Here is a 16,461-nt window from a genome sequence, read left to right on the forward strand (position 1 = left end):
CGGTCCTGGCGGTGGCCGGGGCGAAGGACGCGGCCGGGGTGAAGGCCGAGGCCGTGATCGCGACGCGGGCCCGGTGGGTCCCGGCCAGCGCGTCATCGCCGAGCTGAGCGTGCTGGAGAAGGCGCTCTCCAAGAACGACTTCGCGGCGGAGAAGGGTCCGCTGGAGGCCATCGTCCGCTCGCTGCGGCCCATGAACCTCAAGTCGCTCGACGACCTGGACCTCAACACGCGTGGCCGTCTCATCACCACGCTCCTGCGCGTGCAGCGTCAGCCGAAGCCGGCCCTGCCGGAAGCGGGCGCGGAAGGCGCGGCGCCGGAGGCCGCTGCCTCCACGGAAGCCGCTCCGGCCGCGGAAGGCGCGGCCGAGGGTGCCACGCCGGCCGAAGGGGGCGCGCCCGCCGAGGCGGCTCCCGCGGCTCCTGCCGTGGATCCCGCCAAGGAGAAGCACGCGGCCTGGGTGGACGTGATGGCGCTGGTGGGCCGGGTCTGGCGGGCCGCGGGTGACGCGGACCGTTCCCAGGCGGCCTTCGCGCTGAGCGGCCGTGAGCCGACGCCGGAGCCCGCGGCCCCGGCCCGCGAGGAGCGCGCCGAGCGTCCTCCGCGCGGTGACCGTCCGGAGCGCGGCGAGCGTCCGGCTCGCGGTGAGCGTCCTCCGCGCGGCGAGCGTCCGGAGCGCGGCGCGGCCGGTGAGCGGCGCGAGCGTCCGCCCCGGGGCGACCGTCCCGAGCGTGGCGAGCGTCCTCCCCGCGGTGAGCGCCCCGAGCGCGCGCCGATGCCGGAGCTGACGGGCGACTGGAAGGAGCAGGCGACCCAGCTGGAAGGCATGGGCCGCACGCGCGACGCCGCGCGCCTGCACGAGCGCAACAACAGCTTCGCGGACGCCACCCGCCTGTTCGAGGCGGGCGGGGACCTGAAGAGCGCGCTGCGCACGGCGCTGTCCGGCCAGGACAACGACGCGGCCCGCCGCCTCGTGGGCACGCTGCCCGCGGAGCAGATCGGCCCCACGCTGGAGAAGGCCGGCGCGTACGAGCTGCTCATGGAGCACTACGTCGCCAAGGCCGACTTCGAGAACGTCGCCCGCCTGTACGAGCGCGCGCGGCAGTTCGACCAGGCGGCCCTCGCGTACGAGCGCGCGAACAAGCTGACCCTGGCGCGCAAGGCGTACGAGCGCGCCCGGGACCTGGCCAGCGCCAACCGCATCCGGGGCATGGAGGTGAAGGCCCTGGTGGAGCGCGGCGACCGGCTGGGCGCGGCGACCCTGCTGGTGGCCGTGGGCCAGCGGCGCGAGGCGGTGGAGGTGCTCAGCCCCCTGCCTCCTCCGAAGGCGTTCCACTTCATGCAGCGGCTCACCCTGGAGGACGAGGCCAAGGAGCTCGCGCAGCGCGAGCTGGCCCGCGCCGAACAGGAGCAGAAGCCCGCCGGCCGCGCCCGGTGGCTGGAGCTGCTGGGGGACACGGCCGCCGCGGCGGAGACGTGGACGCAGGCGGGCCGCAAGGACAAGGCGCTGCCCCTCTACGAGAAGCTCGGTGGGGAGCACCTGCCCCGCGCCGCGCAGATCGCGGAGGAGCTGCAGCAGCGTGACAAGGCCATCGCCCTGTACACGCAGCTGAACGACGCCGCCGGTCTGGAGCGTGCGAAGGCCCTCCCCGAGGCCCCCGCCACGCCTCCCGCCGGCAGCACGCCGGACGCCGGTGACGACGCGGACTCCGCGGCGTCGCCGACGGAAAATGCTTCCTCGGCTGGCGAGCAAGAAAGCCAATAATTCCCGCCGGTTGACAGGTTTTGCATGATTGCCCGGGGGCGCCCGTGGCCGGTACACTCCGGCCGCTGGCGCCCTCGTTTCATTCCCCCTTTGGCCAACGAGCATCATGGAACAGCCTTCCGCCCCTGCGCGTCCCACGCTGCGTGTGACCGACGACCGCTCCTTCGTTGAAACCGAAGCGGCCCTGGAGAAGACGGGCCGTGTCGAGGAGCTGATCCGCCTGTACGAGGGTCGCTCGCGGGACGTTCCCACGGAGGAGGCGGCGCGCCTGCTGTGCCGCGCGGCGGAGCTGGCCCACGAGCGTCAGCGCAACGCGCCGCGCGCGGAGGACCTGCTCAAGCGCGCGCTGCTCGTCGCGAAGGACCCGATGCCCGCGCTGCGCGGTCTCAAGCGGCTGCATGAAATCCGCCAGGACTCGTCGTCGCTGGTGGACGTGCTGGAGCGGCTGGGCGCCGCGACGCAGGGCGAGGAGAGCGCGGCCCACTACCTGAAGGCCGCGGACCTCTACGAGCAGAAGCTCTTCCGGCGCGACCGCGCGGTGCTGTGCCTGCAGCGCGCGGCGCGGGTGAAGCCGGACCGCGCGACGTTCCGGCGCGTGCGCCAGCTGCTCCTGTCCGAGGAGCGCTTCCAGCCGGCGTTCGAAGCGCTGCAGCGCGAGCGCGCCGCGCTGGGCGACGCGGGCATGGCGGAGGAGTACGCCGCGCTCGCGGAGCGGCTGGTGGACGACCCCACCGAGCACGCGCTGGCGCAGCAGGTGCTGGACGTGGCGCGGGAGCTGGATCCGCAGAACGCGCGCGCGGACAAGGCCGCCCGCGCGATGCAGCGCTTCGAGCAGGTGTGGCGCGACAAGGTGCGCATGCTGCGCGGCATGTCGCTGGAGGAGCGCGACCGCAAGAGCGCCGCGCGCCTGTCGCTGCTCGTGGCGAAGCTGTTCGCCTGGTACGACCCGGGCTCCGCCGCCAAGGTGAAGGAGGCGCTGGATCGCTGCTTCCTCCTGTGGCCGGGCATGCCGGAAGCGCTCACGCTCATCGAGCGGATGGCGGGGCGCGCGGGCGACTACGGACCGGCGCTCGCGCAGCTGGAAGCGATGGCGGGCGAGGCCCGCGACCGCACGGCGCAGGTGGACCTGTGGCTGCGCGTGGGCACGCTCAAGCTGGGCCGGATGAACGACGCGGCCGGTGCGCTGGCCGCCTTCGAGAAGGCCGTGGCGGCGGATGCGTCGCGCGCGGACGCGGCCAGCCTGGCGGCGGAGCTGATGCTGGGCCAGGAGCGCTACGCGGACGCGGTGGCCACGCTGGAGCGCTACCTGGGCACGGTGAAGGACCGCGCGCAGCAGGCCAGCCTGCGCCTGCGCCTGGCGGACCTGTGCATGCAGCAGCTGAAGGACGCGGACGCGGCGCGCGCGCACCTGGAGGCGGCGCTGAAGCTGGAGCCCACCAACGCGCTCGCGGCCTTCCAGCTGGCGCGCCTGCTGGCGGAGGACGAGAAGCTGGACGAGGTGCTGCCGCTCCTGGAGCTGGCCATGCTCGCCCCGCGTCCGCGCGCGGAGCGCGTGGCGTTCTGTGAAGCGCTGGCGCTGATGTTCGAGGAGCAGGAGAACGCGCGCGGCGCCTTCGAGGTGCTGGCGCGCGCGCTGGAGCTGGAGCCGGGCCGTCCGCTCTTGCTCAACACGGTGGTGGAGCACGCGGAGAAGGCCAACGCGCAGCCGGCGCTGGCCCATGCGCTGTTGCGCGCGGCGCAGGGCGCGACGCCTCCGGCCGTGGCGGTGGCGCTGTGGCGGCACCTGGCGCAGCTGCTCCAGGGTCCGCTGGCGGACCCCGTGCGGGCGGAGGCCGCGTGGCGCGAGGTGCTCTCGCGCGTGCCGGGCGACTCCGTGGCGAGCGAGGCGGTGAAGTCGCTGCAGGCGGCCGCCGCGCTGGCGGATGATCCGAAGACGCGGCTGGAGACGGACATCGCGCGGCGCGAGGCGTCCGGTGCCTCGCCCGTGGAGCTGGAGCCGCTGGTGCGTCAGTGGGTGCAGCTGGCGCCCGAGGACACCCAGGCGCTGCAGCGGCTCCAGGCGCTGTGCGTGGCGCTGTCGAAGTTCGACGAGGCGGCGACGCTGGCGGGGAAGCTGGCGACGCTCTCCGAGACGCAGCTCGAGCGCAACGAGTGGACCGCGCGGCAGGCGAAGCTGTACGCGGAGCGGCTCAACCGCCAGGAGGACGCGGCGGACCTGTTCCTCGCGCTGCTGGCGGAGAACGTGTCCACGGGCGTGGTGGTGGGCGGCCTGGAGCGGCTGGCGGCCGGAGGCGTGCGCACGGCCGCGCTGACGGAGGCCCTGGCGAACCACTACGGCCGCACGGGTGACCATCAGCGGCAGGTGGCGGCGCTCCAGCAGCAGCTGGAGTCCACGACGGACGCGGCCACGCGCAAGCGGCTGCTGACGGTGCTGGCCAGCATCCACGAGAAGCAGCTGGCGGACAGCCGCGCCGCCTTCGACACGCGGCTGCGCATGGTGCGCGAGGAGCCGAAGGACGAGGCGGGACGCGCGGAGACGGCGCGTCTGGCGCGCGACCTGTCCGCGCACGCGGAGCTGGGCCGGGTGCTGCGCACGCTCGCCACGGAGTCCGAGGATCCCCTCCTCGCCGTGCAGCTGCTCTCCGAGGCGTCGGTGCTGGCGGAAGAGGGCGGCATGGCAGCGGAGGCCATCACGGCGCTGGAGGCCGCGCTGTCGCGCTCGCCCGAGTCGCCGCAGGTGCTCCAGCGCCTCGTGCGGCTGTACGGGCGCGCGGGCCGCTCCGCGGACGCGGAGACGCTGCTGCGCAAGCGCATCCACGCCACGCGCGGGCCGGAGCGGTTGGAGCTGCTCCTGCGGCTCGTGGACCTGAACGTGGAACTGGGCCGTCCGCAGCAGGCGGCCGAGGCGCTCCAGGCCGCCATCACGCACGGCGGCGAGGAAGGCCGGCACCTGCCGCGCCTCGCGGAGCTCTACGAGAAGGCCGGCATGCAGCGCGAGCTGGGGGACACCCTGGCGCGGATGATCGGCCTGGCGGAGACGGCCGGTGACGCGGACCACGTGTCGCGGCTGAAGCTGCGCCGCGCCCAGCTGCTGCAGGGCTCGCAGGACGGCAGCGCGGAGGCGGTGCAGAGCTACGCGGACCTCCTGCGGCAGCGTCCGTCGGATCCGGACGCGCTCTCGGCGCTGGAGGCGATGCTGGCCTCGGGCCCGTCGCGCGAGGCGGCGGCGCGCGCCTTGATTCCCGCGTACGAGCGCACGAAGGAACACCGCAAGCTGGTGGCGACGCTGGACGTGCTCGCGGAAGTGGCTCGCGACGACGCCGGCCGGGTGCAGGCGCTGCGTCACGCGGCCCAGGTGCACCTGGCGCACCTGCGGCAGCCGGAGCTGGCGTTCGCGTCGCTCGCGCGGGCGATGCGCCTGGCGCCCGCGGACGGGGGCCTCCGGGCCGCCGCGCGTCAGGCGGCGGAGGACGCGGACTCGCTCGACAGCTTCGCGGAGATCCTCTCCGAGCTGACGGAGGAGGGCGACGTGGGCCCCGCGCGCGCGGCGCTGCTGCGCGAGCTGGCGGAGGTGCAGGAGAAGAAGCTCGACGACCGGGCAGGCGCGGTGAAGGCGCTGCGTGCGCTGCTGGAGCTGGAGCCGGGCAACATCGACAGCCTGCGGGCGCTGCAGCGGTTGCACCGCGCGGGCGAGGAGTGGGCGGCGCTGGCGGAGGTGCTGGAGAAGCTGGCGGCGGCCATCCAGGAGCCGGCGGATCAGCTGGTGTGCCTGCGCGAGGCCGCGCTGCTGCACGAGGCGAAGCTCACCGACAAGGAGAGCGCGGCGTCCGCGTGGCGCGCCATCGCGGAGCGCGACCCCGCGCAGCGTGAGGCCGCCACCGCGTTGGACCGCCTCTACACGGACCTCAACCGTCCCAAGGACCTGGCGTGGACGCTCGCGCTGCGGCGCAACCAGGAGGGCCAGAGCCCGCAGGGGCGTGAGGTGTCCTTCCGCCTGGCGGAGCTGCTGCGCACGGTGCTGGACGACGCCAACGCGGCGCTCGGCCTCTACAAGCGCATCCTCACCGAGGACCCCGGCCACCCGGGCGCGAGGGCCGCGCTGGAGGCCTGGGTGAAGGCGGCGGTGCCCACGAGCGGCGCGGCGCTGGAGGTGCTGGACAAGGTGCTCGCGCAGGTGGGCGACCATGCCCGCCGCGTGGCGCTGCGCGAGACGCGGATGGAGTCCGCGCTCACGGTGGAGAAGATCATCCTCGCCGGGGAGATCCGCCGCATCTACGAGCGCGACATGCAGCAGCCGTCGCTCGCGTTCATGGCGGCGGTGAAGGCGTTCGCCAACGACCTGGACCGCGAGGGCGTGCGTCCGGACCTGGAGCGGCTGGCGCGCGAGACGGGCAGCCACGAGGTGCTGGCGGAGATCTACGAGAGCGCCGCCGTGGACCTCACCGCCGGCGATCCGGTGATGCTGGACCTGCTGCGCCGCGCGGCGGAGCTGCGCGAGAGCCTGGATCAGCCGGAAGAGGCCACGCGCCTCTGGAAGAACCTGCTGGCGGACGCGCCGCAGGACCGCCAGGCGCTGGAGGCGCTGTCCCGGCTCTACGAGAAGGGCCAGAACGCCAAGAGCCTGTCGGAGGTCTACGCCCGCCAGGCGCAGCTCTCCACCGACCCGGAGACGCGGCTGGGGCTGCTGCTCAAGGCCGGCGAGGCCTACGCGAGCGCGGGCGAGGACGCGAAGGCCATCGAGGTGCTGCGCTCCGCGCTGGCGCTGCGCAAGGTGCCGGAAGGGCTGCTCGCGCTGGACAAGCTGTACGCCAAGACGCGCCACTTCGTGGAGCAGGCGGACGTGCTGGATCAGCTCGCGGAGCTCGCGCCGGACGAGCCCGGCCGCCGCGCGTACCTGCTGCGCCGCGCGCAGCTGCTGGAGAAGGAAGTCGGCCCCGCCGAAGCGCTGCCGGTGTACCGCCGGCTGCTGGAGCTGTCGCCGGGCGACGGCCAGGTGGTGGCGGGGCTGGAGCGCCTGCTCGCGCACGACGGCCCCCGCCTGGAGGCGGCGCGGCTGTTGGAGCCCGTCTACCGCGGCCTCAACGACACGCGGAAGCTGGTGGACGTGCTGGAGGTGCTCCTGCCGGGCGTTCCGCCGGAGCAGCGCCTGGAGCGGCTGCAGGAGATCGCCATCCTGCGCGAGGGCCTGGGCCAGACGTCGCTGGCCTTCGTCGCGCGCCTGCGCGCGTTCAACGAGCTGCCCGCGGAAGCCGGCGTGCGCGACGAGCTGGAGCGGCTCGCGGCGGACTCGGGTTCCTTCGAGGAGGTGGCGGCGGCCTACGAAGACCAGCTGGAGCGCGACCCCGCGGAGCCCCTGGCGGGCGACCTGTGGCGGCGCCTGGCGGCCATCTACGACAACCGCCTGAAGCGCTACGACCTGGCGGTGCGCGCGCTGGAGCAGGTGAGCCGGCGCGACCCGATGAACAAGCCGGTGCTGGAGGCCATCGCCCGCGTGCACCGCCGCACGGGCGCGCACCGGGAGCTGGCGCTGGTCATGCGCCGGCAGGTGGCCGCGGAGGCGAATCCGGCCTCGCAGGTCAACCTGCTCTTCGAGCTGGCGCACCTCGCCGAGGAGACGCTGGCGGACAAGTCGCTGGCGGCGCAGGCGTACCGCGAGGTGCTGGAGCGCCGGCCGGAGAATGCCAACGCCCTGAAGCTCCTGGGCCGCGTGCTCGCGGACATGGAGCGCTGGGCGGAGCTCGCGCAGCACGTCGAGCGTGAAATCCAGATGGCGGACGCGCGCGACGCGCAGGAAGAGGCGTCCGACCTGCGCGTGCGCCTGGGCCGGCTGAAGGTGTCGCGCCTGGATGATCCGCGCGGCGCGCTGGAGCTGTACCAGGCGGTGCTCGCGCGGCGCGCGGGCCACCCGGGCGCGGTGGGCGCGCTGGAGGAGCTGGCGCGCTCGGAGAGCCCGCTGCGTGGCGCGGCGGCGAGCGCCCTGGAGCCCATCTTCGCGTCGGTGGGCAACCACCTGAAGCAGGTGGAGATGCTGGAGTCGCGCGCCTCCGCGGAGGCCGTGCCGCAGGAGCGGGCCGCGCTCTTGCGCCGCATCGCGGAGATCTACGCCAGCTCGCTGGAGAACGCGGAGATGGGGTTCCTCTCCGCCACGCGCGCGCTGCGAGAGCTGCCGGAGGACCCGCGCTCGCTGGAGCTGTGCGTCGCGCTGGTGGACAAGGCGGAGGCGCCGGAGGAGCTGTGCGCGGTGCTGGCGGAGGTGGCCCCCAAGGCCAGCGACGCGGCCCGCGCGGAGCTGTACCGCGCGCTCGCCCGGATGCAGGTGGACCTGGGTGAGCCGGCGGAGGCGCTCCAGTCGTGGAAGCGCGTGCTGGAGCTCAAGCCCACGGACAACGAGGCGCTGGACGGCACCGCGCGGCTCGTCGCCTCGCAGGGCCGTCCCACGGAGCTGCTGGAGGTGCTGCGCCGTCAGCTCGCGCTGTCGGAGGAGCCGGCGCGTCGCGCGGCGGTGCTCCACCAGATTGGCGTGCTGCAGGAGGAGCAGCTCAAGGACCCACTGGGCGCGCTGGCCACGTTCCGGCGGCTCTTGGAGCTGCAGCCGGACGACGCGGTCGCGCTCGCGCGGATGGATGCGCTCTGCCAGAAGCAGGAGCGCTGGCCGGAGCTCGCGGACGTCCTCGCGCGGCGCATCGCGCTGATGCCGCCGGAGGAGGGGCTGGAGCTGAAGTTCCGCCTCGCGACGGTGCGCGAGTCCAAGCTGCTGGACAAGGCGGGCGCGCTGTCGCTGTACGGCGAGGTGCTGTCCGTGCAGCCCAACCACCCGGGCGCGGTGGGCCGCATGGAAGCCATCGTGGCGCGCGAGCCGCAGAACCTGCTCGCGGTGGAGACGCTGCTGCGCGCCTTCCGCGCGAGCGGTGACGTCACGCGGCTGGCGCAGGTGATTGAGACCCGCGTGGGCGTGTCGCCGGACGCCGTCGAGCGCAAGCAGCTGCTCGGCGAGCTGGCCACGCTGCGCGAGACGCAGGGCGAAGGCGAGCTGGCCTTCCTCGCGCTCTACCGCGGCTTCAAGGAGGACCCGAACGACAGCGAGGTCCGCCGCCGCCTGGAGAACGCCACCGACGTCGCGGGCAGCTACGACGAGCTGGTGGTGCTCTACGAGGAGGCCCTGCCGCGCATCGCCGAGGCCGCCGACGCGGCCCAGGTGTGCCTCAAGCTGGGCCAGGTGCTGGAGACGCGCCTGCGCGATCCGGACCGCGCGGTGTCCTACTTCGAGCGTGCGCGCACGCTGCACGCGTCGGTGCAGCAGAGCTCGCTCGTCGCGCTGGACCGCCTCTACCTGCACCTGGAGGCGTGGCCGGAGCTGGCCGGCGTGCTGGAGGCGCTGGCCACCGGCGCGACGACTCCCGCGGACAAGATCGGCTTCCTCTTCCGCCTGGGGCAGCTCTACCAGGAGCGGATGGACAGCCCGGACCGCGCCGCGAGCGCCTACGAGGCCATCCTCGCGCTGGAGCCGGGGCACCTCGCCTCGGCGCGGCTCCTGGAGGGCATCTACGAGGGCGCGGGCGCGTCCGAGAAGCTCTACGCCATCCTGAAGCTCCAGGCGGACAAGGTCTCCGGCAGCGAGCGGGACCGCGTGCTGGGCAAGATGGCGCAGGTGTCGGCCGAGGGGCTGTCGGACTTGGGCCGCTCCATCGACCTGTACCGCGAGCTGCTGGCGAAGAACCCGCGCAACGAGCAGGTCTTCTCCTCGCTGGAGTCGCTGTACGAGCGCGCGGGCCGTCCTCAGGACCTGCGTGAGCTGCTCGAGGGCCGCCTGGCCATCACGCTGGATCCGCGTGAGGTGGTGCGCCTGAACGAGCGGCTGGGCCGCGTGGTGTACCGCCTGCTCAAGCAGCCGGAAGCGGCGGTGCCGTTCTTCAAGGCGGCGCTGGACCGCGACGCGCGCCACCGCGGCGTGCTGGACACCCTGCGCGAGCTGTACGACGAGACGGGCCAGCGCGAGGAGCTGGTGGGCATCCTGCGCCGCCTCATCCCGCTGCAGGACAGCAGCGACGGCGTGAAGGCGCTGCGCCTGCGCATGGCGGAAGTGCTCGCGGGCATGGGCCGGCGCGAGGAGTCGCTGGACGCGGCCCGCCGCGCGCTGGAGGTGGAGCCGCACACGGTCTCCGACCTGGAGCGCGTGTACGCGCTGTCCGTGTCGCTGCGCGCGTGGAACGACGCCGTGCGCGCCCTGGAGCTCAAGGTCCAGGTGCACCTGGCGGCGGAAGAGCGCGACCCGGCCGTCGCCGCGTACTTCACCGTCGCGGAGCTGTGGGAAGGGCAGGGCGGCAAGCCGGAGCTGTCCGCCGGCGCGCTGGAGAAGGTGCTGGAGCTCGACCCCGCCAACCGCACCGCCTACGAGCGCGTGTGCACGCTGTACCGCACGCACAACGACTGGCGCGCCTACGCCACGGTGATGGACCGCTACATGCCCCACCTCGTCACCGACGAGGAGAAGATGGCGGCGCTGCGGGAGATTGCCCGGGTGCAGGAAGAACGCCTGGGCCAGAAGGACGTGGCCTTCCTGGCGCTCTGCCGCGCGCTGCAACTGGACGCGGCCGAGGACGCGCTGCGCGAGGAGGTGGAGCGCCTCGCGGACGAGACGGGCAGTCACGAGGAGCTGGCGGCGGTCTACGAGGAGGTCGCGGACGAGCTGCCGCGCGGCCCGCTCGCGGAGCGCATCTACGCCACGCTCGCGCGCATCCACGACTCGCGGCTGGATGATCCGCAGGCCGCGGAGGCCGCGTTCCGCAAGATTCTGGAGTTCGACCCCACCAACGCCACCGCGCTGGACGGGCTGGCGGCGGTGTTCCAGCGGCGCGGCCGCGACCGCGAGTACGTCGTCGCGCTGGAGCAGAAGCTGGAGGCGGCGGGCTCCATCGAGGCGCGCAAGGGCATCCTCAAGGAGATCGCCCGCGTCTGGGACGAGACGCTGGACGACCCCACCGAGGCGGCCAGCGCCCTGTTGCGCGCGCTGGAGCTGGAGCCGGACCTGGAGACGCTCGGCGTCCTCACGAACCTCTACCGGCGCGGGAACGCGTTCCGCGACGTGGCCACCACGCTGCTGCGGGCCCGCGACCTCGCGGCGTCCAACGAGGAGCGTGCGCGCATCCAGGTGGAGGTGGCGACCGTCTACGAGCGCGACCTCAAGGACGACGAGTCCGCGGTCTCCGCGTTCCGCATGGCGCTGGAGTTCGACCCGTACAACCGCGAGGCGCTGGAGGCGCTGGAGCGGCTGCACACGCGGTTGGATCAGCCGGCGGACCTGCTCGCCATCTACGAGCGGATGCTGGAGCTGTCCCAGGACTACCGGGAGAAGGTCCGCGTCCTCTTCCGCAGCGCGACCATCTGGGAGGACACGTACCAGAACCCCGCCAACGCGGACGCGTGCGTGGAGGGCGTGCTCTCCATCGACCCGCAGAACGCGCAGGCCATCAAGTCCCTCATCCGCCTGCGCCGCGCGCAGTCGCGGTGGGAGGACCTCATCCTCGCGTACGAGCGGCAGCTGGCGCTCGCCACCAGCCCGCAGGAGCAGGCGGAGCTGTACGTGGAGATCGGCAACGTCCAGTACCAGAACCTCAAGGCCGTGGACCGCGCGGTGAACAGCTACCACGCGGCGCTCGCCACGGACCCCGAGTCCCGTCCCGCGCTGCACGCCCTGGGCAAGCTCTACGAGCGCAGCGGCAACTGGCCCTTCGCGCTGGAGATGCTGCAGAAGGAAGCCCAGGTCGTGGGCAGCGACCCGGCGGCGGTGGAGCTGTGGCACCGCCTGGGGAAGATCAACGAGGACATGCTCGCGGACATGGCGAGCGCGCGGACCGCGTACCAGCAGGCGCTCGCCATCGACCCGGGCCACCTGCCCACCATCCGCGCCCTCAAGGGCATCCAGGAGCAGGAGCAGGACTGGAGCGGCTACGAGCAGACGCTGCTGCAGGAGGCGCAGCAGACGGATGATCCGGCCGCCAAGGGCCGCGCCCTGCTGGACGTCGCGCGCTACCACGCGGAGACGCGCGAGGACCGCGAGACGGCGACGCCCTACTGGGAGGAGACGCTCAAGCACATCCCGGACAGCCTGGAGGCGGCGCGCCCGCTGGCGGACGTCTACATCGCGCGTGAGGACTGGGCGTCCGCGGAGCGGATGCTGGACATCGTCACGCGCAAGATGGCGGAGAAGGCCATGGCGGAGAAGGACGCCGCCATCGCGCAGGACCTCTGCCGCCAGCTCTACCGGCTGGGCTACGTGACTGAGAAGCTGGGCCGCCGCGACAAGGCCCTGTCCTCGTACGAGAAGGCCTACGGCCTGGACGCCACGTACCTGCCCGCGCTCGAGGGCTACGGCAACCTGCTGGTGCAGGCGAAGCGGTACGAGGACGCGCTCAAGGTCTTCCAGACCATCCTCATCCACCACCGCGAGGAGCTGACGGACCTGGAGGTCGTGGAGGTCTACTGGCAGCTGGGTGACGTGCACGCCGCCCTGGGCCAGACGGACCGCGCGCAGAACCACTTCGAGAAGGCGCTCGCCATCGACCCGCAGCACGAGCAGACGCTGCGCGCGCTGGTGGCGCTGATGGACAAGGCGGGCAACTTCGACAAGTCCGCGGAGCTGCGCCAGGAGCTCGTCAACAGCCTGGAGGGCGAGGCCAAGGTCAAGGTCTACCTGGAGCTGGGCCGCATCGCGCGCGACGAGCTGCATGATCCGTACATGGCCATCGACGCGTTCACTGGCGCCCTCAAGGCCCAGCCGGACGCGCCGGAGGTGATGGACGCGCTCTACCGGCTGCTGCGCGAGACGCGTCAGGGCCAGAAGGCCGCGGACGTGCTGGGCCGCATGCTGGCGCTGCCCGCGCTCGCATTGGAGCCGCACAAGGCCAAGCGCGTGTGGTTCGCGCTCGGCGAGATCCGCCGCGACGAGCTGAAGGACGTGGAGGGCGCGGCGCAGGCCTTCAACGCCGCGCTCGACCTGGACCACCGCTTCGTGGAGGCCTTCAGCGCGCTGGAGGCGATGCTCGGCGGCGCGCGCCAGTGGAAGGTACTGGAGGAGAACTACACGCGCATGCTCGCGCGTCTGCCCAAGACGCCGGACACGCACCCGGCGCGCATGACGCTGTGGCGCGCGCTGGGCGACCTGTACCTCCAGGTACTCAAGCACCCGGAAGGCGCGGTGGCCGCCTACGGCGTCGCGGCGAAGGGCCTGCCGGACGACGCGTCCATCCAGGAGACGTTCGCGGAAGTCGCCGGCCAGATGCCGGGCCGCGAGGAAGAGGCCATCGTGGCGCTGCGCCGCGCGCTGCCGAACACGGAGAACCCGCGCAAGGTGGTGGGCCACCTGGTGCGGCTGTCCGCGGTGCGCAAGGACTACGACGCCGCGTGGCTCGCCGCGCAGGCGGTGTCGGGCCTCCTGGGCGAGGCGGGCGAGGACGAGCAGGAGATCCTCACCAAGCTGGGGCCCTACGCGAAGAAGAAGGAGCTGGCGCAGCGTCCGCTGACGGACCGGCTGTGGCAGACCGCGCTCTTCCACCCGAAGGTGCGCGGGCCGCTGTCGGAGCTCCTGGGCCTGCTCTTCGAGAAGGCCGGCCACCTGTACGCGGTGCCCTTCCCGCAGTACCAGCTGGTGCCGAAGCGCCACCGCATCGACGTGGCGACGGCGCAGGAGTACCACGTCAACCACTACCGCTACGTCGCGCGGCTCTTCGGCATGGAGGCGGTGGAGCTGTACTCGCCCTTCCTCGTGGCCACGCGCGAGCGGCTGGCGAAGCGCTCCAACGAGCCGGCCCCCGAGCCGCTCGTGAACGTGGATCTGCTCCAGACGCATCCCGCGTGCGTGCGTGTGGGCGGCAAGTACTTCGCGGAGCAGGGCCAGAAGGAGGTGTACTACCTCCTGGGCCGTACGCTGGCCCTGGCCCGTGCGGAGCTGGCGTTCAGCCAGCGCGTGGCGCCCGAGCGGCTGGAGGCCGTGGTGCAGGCGGCGCTCAGCCTGGTGGTGGGCAACGTGCGCTACACGGTGGATCCGCGGCTGGTGGACGTGGAGCGGCAGCTGCTCCAGAAGAGCCTGAGCGAGCCGGACCGGGCCGCGCTGGCGAAGGTGGCGAGGGCCTACCTGCCCACGGCGACGCCGCAGGACGTGCGCACGTGGCTGGAGGGCGCGGAGCTCACCGCGTCGCGCGCGGGCCTCTTCGCCGCGGGCGAGCTGGAGCCCGTGCGCCGCATGGTGCAGGGCGAGACGGGGTCCGCGTTCCGCGTCGCCCCTCGCACCAAGCTGCGGGAGTTGCTGGTGTTCGCGACCTCCGAGGACCTGCACGAGCTGCGTGTGGCCGTTGGCACACACGTGGAAGTCCAGGTGCGAAAGTAGGGCCCTCAGACCGCCGCGAGGGTTCACGCGTTGAAAGCAGGCGGGCGTTCAAGGCAGGTGTCCTTGATCTCCGCCGGTGGGCACTTCTACGATTCCGACGGGATTTCGCCCGTCATTTTCGAGGCTTACGGGAACGATGCGTTTCGTCTGCGACAGCTGCCGCGCGCAGTACATGATCAGCGACGACAAGGTTGGCCCGAAGGGGGTCAAGCTTCGTTGCAAGAAGTGTGGTCACTCCATCCTGGTGAGGCCCGCCGGTGCATCGGCGGCGAAGGAGGGCGGGGCGGAGGCCACCGCGGCCACGGAGGCCAAGAGCAGCGCGGATGCGAACGCGCCACGCATCGTGGAGTCGTCCGGCACGGGGCTTCCCGCCACGCTGGGCACGCCGCCGGAGGGCGGCCTCTTCACGGACGTGGAAGAGGATGAGATTGGCGCGGTCTTCGACCAGGTCCTGAGCACGGGCTCGCAGAAGGTCAAGGCCGCCGAAGCGGAAGCCGAGGCCAAGGCCGCGAAGACAGAGGCCGTGCGCAAGCTCGCGGAAGCCGAAGCCGCCGAGCCGACGGCGGAGGAGAAGGCCGCCGCAGCGGCGCACGAGTGGTACGTCGCCATCGACGAGAAGCAGGTCGGCCCCTGGTCCGTGGAGAAGGTGAAGGACGCCTGGGACCGCGGCGAGGTGGGCCCGGACAACCTCTGCTGGCGCTCGGGCTTCAGCGACTGGATTCCGCTGTCGGAGACGGCGGAGCTGGCGTCGGTGCTGGCGCCGCGTCCGGCCAAGCCGGTCATCGTCGCGCCCGCGCCGGTGTCCACGTCCTCGCCGACGATTCCCGCCGGCCCGGTGGAGTCCGCCTTCAGCGCGGGCAGCGCTCGTCCGGGCATGAGCGGGGGTTCGAGCGCGCCGGATGAGCCGGTGGGCTGGAAGCCTTCGGCCGCGAGCGTGCTGGCCTCGCTGGTGAAGGAGGAGAACGACGCCCTCAGCAAGCCGCCGCCGCGTCCGGCGCCGTCGCTGGAGCGCGAGCCGTTGTCGCAGTCGCGCCTCCTGGACGTGCCCGTGCCGCCGCCGGAGCCGGTGTCCTCGCCGTCGATGCCGGGAGCCATGATGGCCCCCGCGCCGGGCATGGCCGCGCCCCAGGCCTACGCGCCGCAGCCGCAGCAGGGCTATGCGCCGCAGCCGCCGGCGCCGCAGTACGCGCCGCCGCAGCCGGTAGCGTATGCGCCGCAGCAGGCGCAGATGCCCTATGGGCAGCAGCCGCAGGGCTATCCGCCTCCGGGGTATCCGGCGGCCTATCCGCCGCCTGCCGCGGCACCCGCGGGCGGCAAGGGCCGCACGGGGATGCTGGTCGCGGTGACGGCGGGGGTGCTCGTGATGGCGGGCGCCGCGGTCGTCTACGTCGCGCGCGGCAATTCGTCCGAGCGTCCCGTGGAGGCACCGGTCCAGGTCGCGGCCGCGCCGACGCCCAAGGCGGAGCTGCCGCCCATGCCGCCGCCTCCGGCCGCGGTGCAGACGCCTCCCGCGGCGGTCCCGCCCGCGGCAACGCCTGCCGCGACGCCCGTGGAAGGCACCGCTGCCACCGGAACGCCCGCCGCCGCTGGCACCCAGCCCGCGGCCGGTGGAACGCCTCCTCCGGCCGTGGCGACGGCTCCGGCCGCGACGCCCACTCCTCCTCCCGCGGCGGAGGTGAAGCCCGCCAGCACGACGCCCAACATGGGGACGGCGGTGGCGCGGGTGGATTCGCGCAATCATCGCAAGACGGGTTCCAGTGGAAGCCGCGGCTCGCAGCGAGATGAGGACGAGGGCGACGCGATCACCGTGTCGAAGCCTTCCTCTTCTTCTTCGTCCTCGTCGAGCTCCGGGGGCGGAGATGACGACTTCGACGAGCTGTTCGGCACGAAGAAGCCGGCGGCCACGAAGCCCTCGAGCAAGCCGACGACGACGGCGTACATCCCGCCCGAGCCGGGAGGCGGCACGCTGGAGCGCCTGCAGCAGTCGGACATCATGCAGGTGGTGCTGAACAACAAGCCGGCCATCGTGAAGTGCGTGAACGAGCAGAAGCAGAAGGACCCGTCGCTCAGCGGCAAGCTGGTGATGCGCTGGACGGTCCAGCCGAGCGGCAGGACGACCTCGGTGTCGTGCCGCACGGACGAGTTCCGCTCGAGCTACATGGCCACGTGCATCACGGGGCTCATCAAGAGCTGGTCGTTCCCCAAGCACCAGAAGCAGGGCGACCCCATCGACTTCCCGTTCACGTTCTGAAATCCAGGAGCGACATCGCCGTCATATGTGACGGCGATGTCGCTGTGATGTGCGTCGGGATTGTGC

3 protein-coding genes are annotated in these 16,461 nt (G+C 73.0%); all 3 read left to right on the plus strand.

The annotated features are described in order from the left end of the window. The first annotated feature begins 73 nt into the window (after positions 1-73). The 3 genes from NR792_RS40115 to gltJ all read left to right on the plus strand — a co-directional run bounded on the left by NR792_RS40115 (position 74) and on the right by gltJ (position 16,395). The gene (locus NR792_RS40115; RefSeq protein WP_375757951.1) at positions 74-1,762 is read left to right on the plus strand and encodes a DEAD/DEAH box helicase; all 1,689 of its coding nucleotides are present in this window, start codon (positions 74-76) and stop codon (positions 1,760-1,762) included. A 106-nt stretch (positions 1,763-1,868) separates the two neighbouring features. After that, positions 1,869-14,144: a tetratricopeptide repeat protein gene (locus tag NR792_RS40120; RefSeq protein ID WP_375757952.1), complete on the plus strand. Its 12,276-nt coding sequence runs from the start codon at positions 1,869-1,871 to the stop codon at positions 14,142-14,144. A gap of 136 nt (positions 14,145-14,280) precedes the next feature. Then, positions 14,281-16,395: an adventurous gliding motility protein GltJ gene (gene gltJ, locus NR792_RS40125; RefSeq protein ID WP_375757953.1), complete on the plus strand. Its 2,115-nt coding sequence runs from the start codon at positions 14,281-14,283 to the stop codon at positions 16,393-16,395. The last annotated feature ends 66 nt before the right edge of the window (positions 16,396-16,461 follow it).

It is taken from the genome of Corallococcus exercitus (assembly GCF_042231735.1).
GTDB classification, from domain to species: domain Bacteria; phylum Myxococcota; class Myxococcia; order Myxococcales; family Myxococcaceae; genus Corallococcus; species Corallococcus exercitus_B.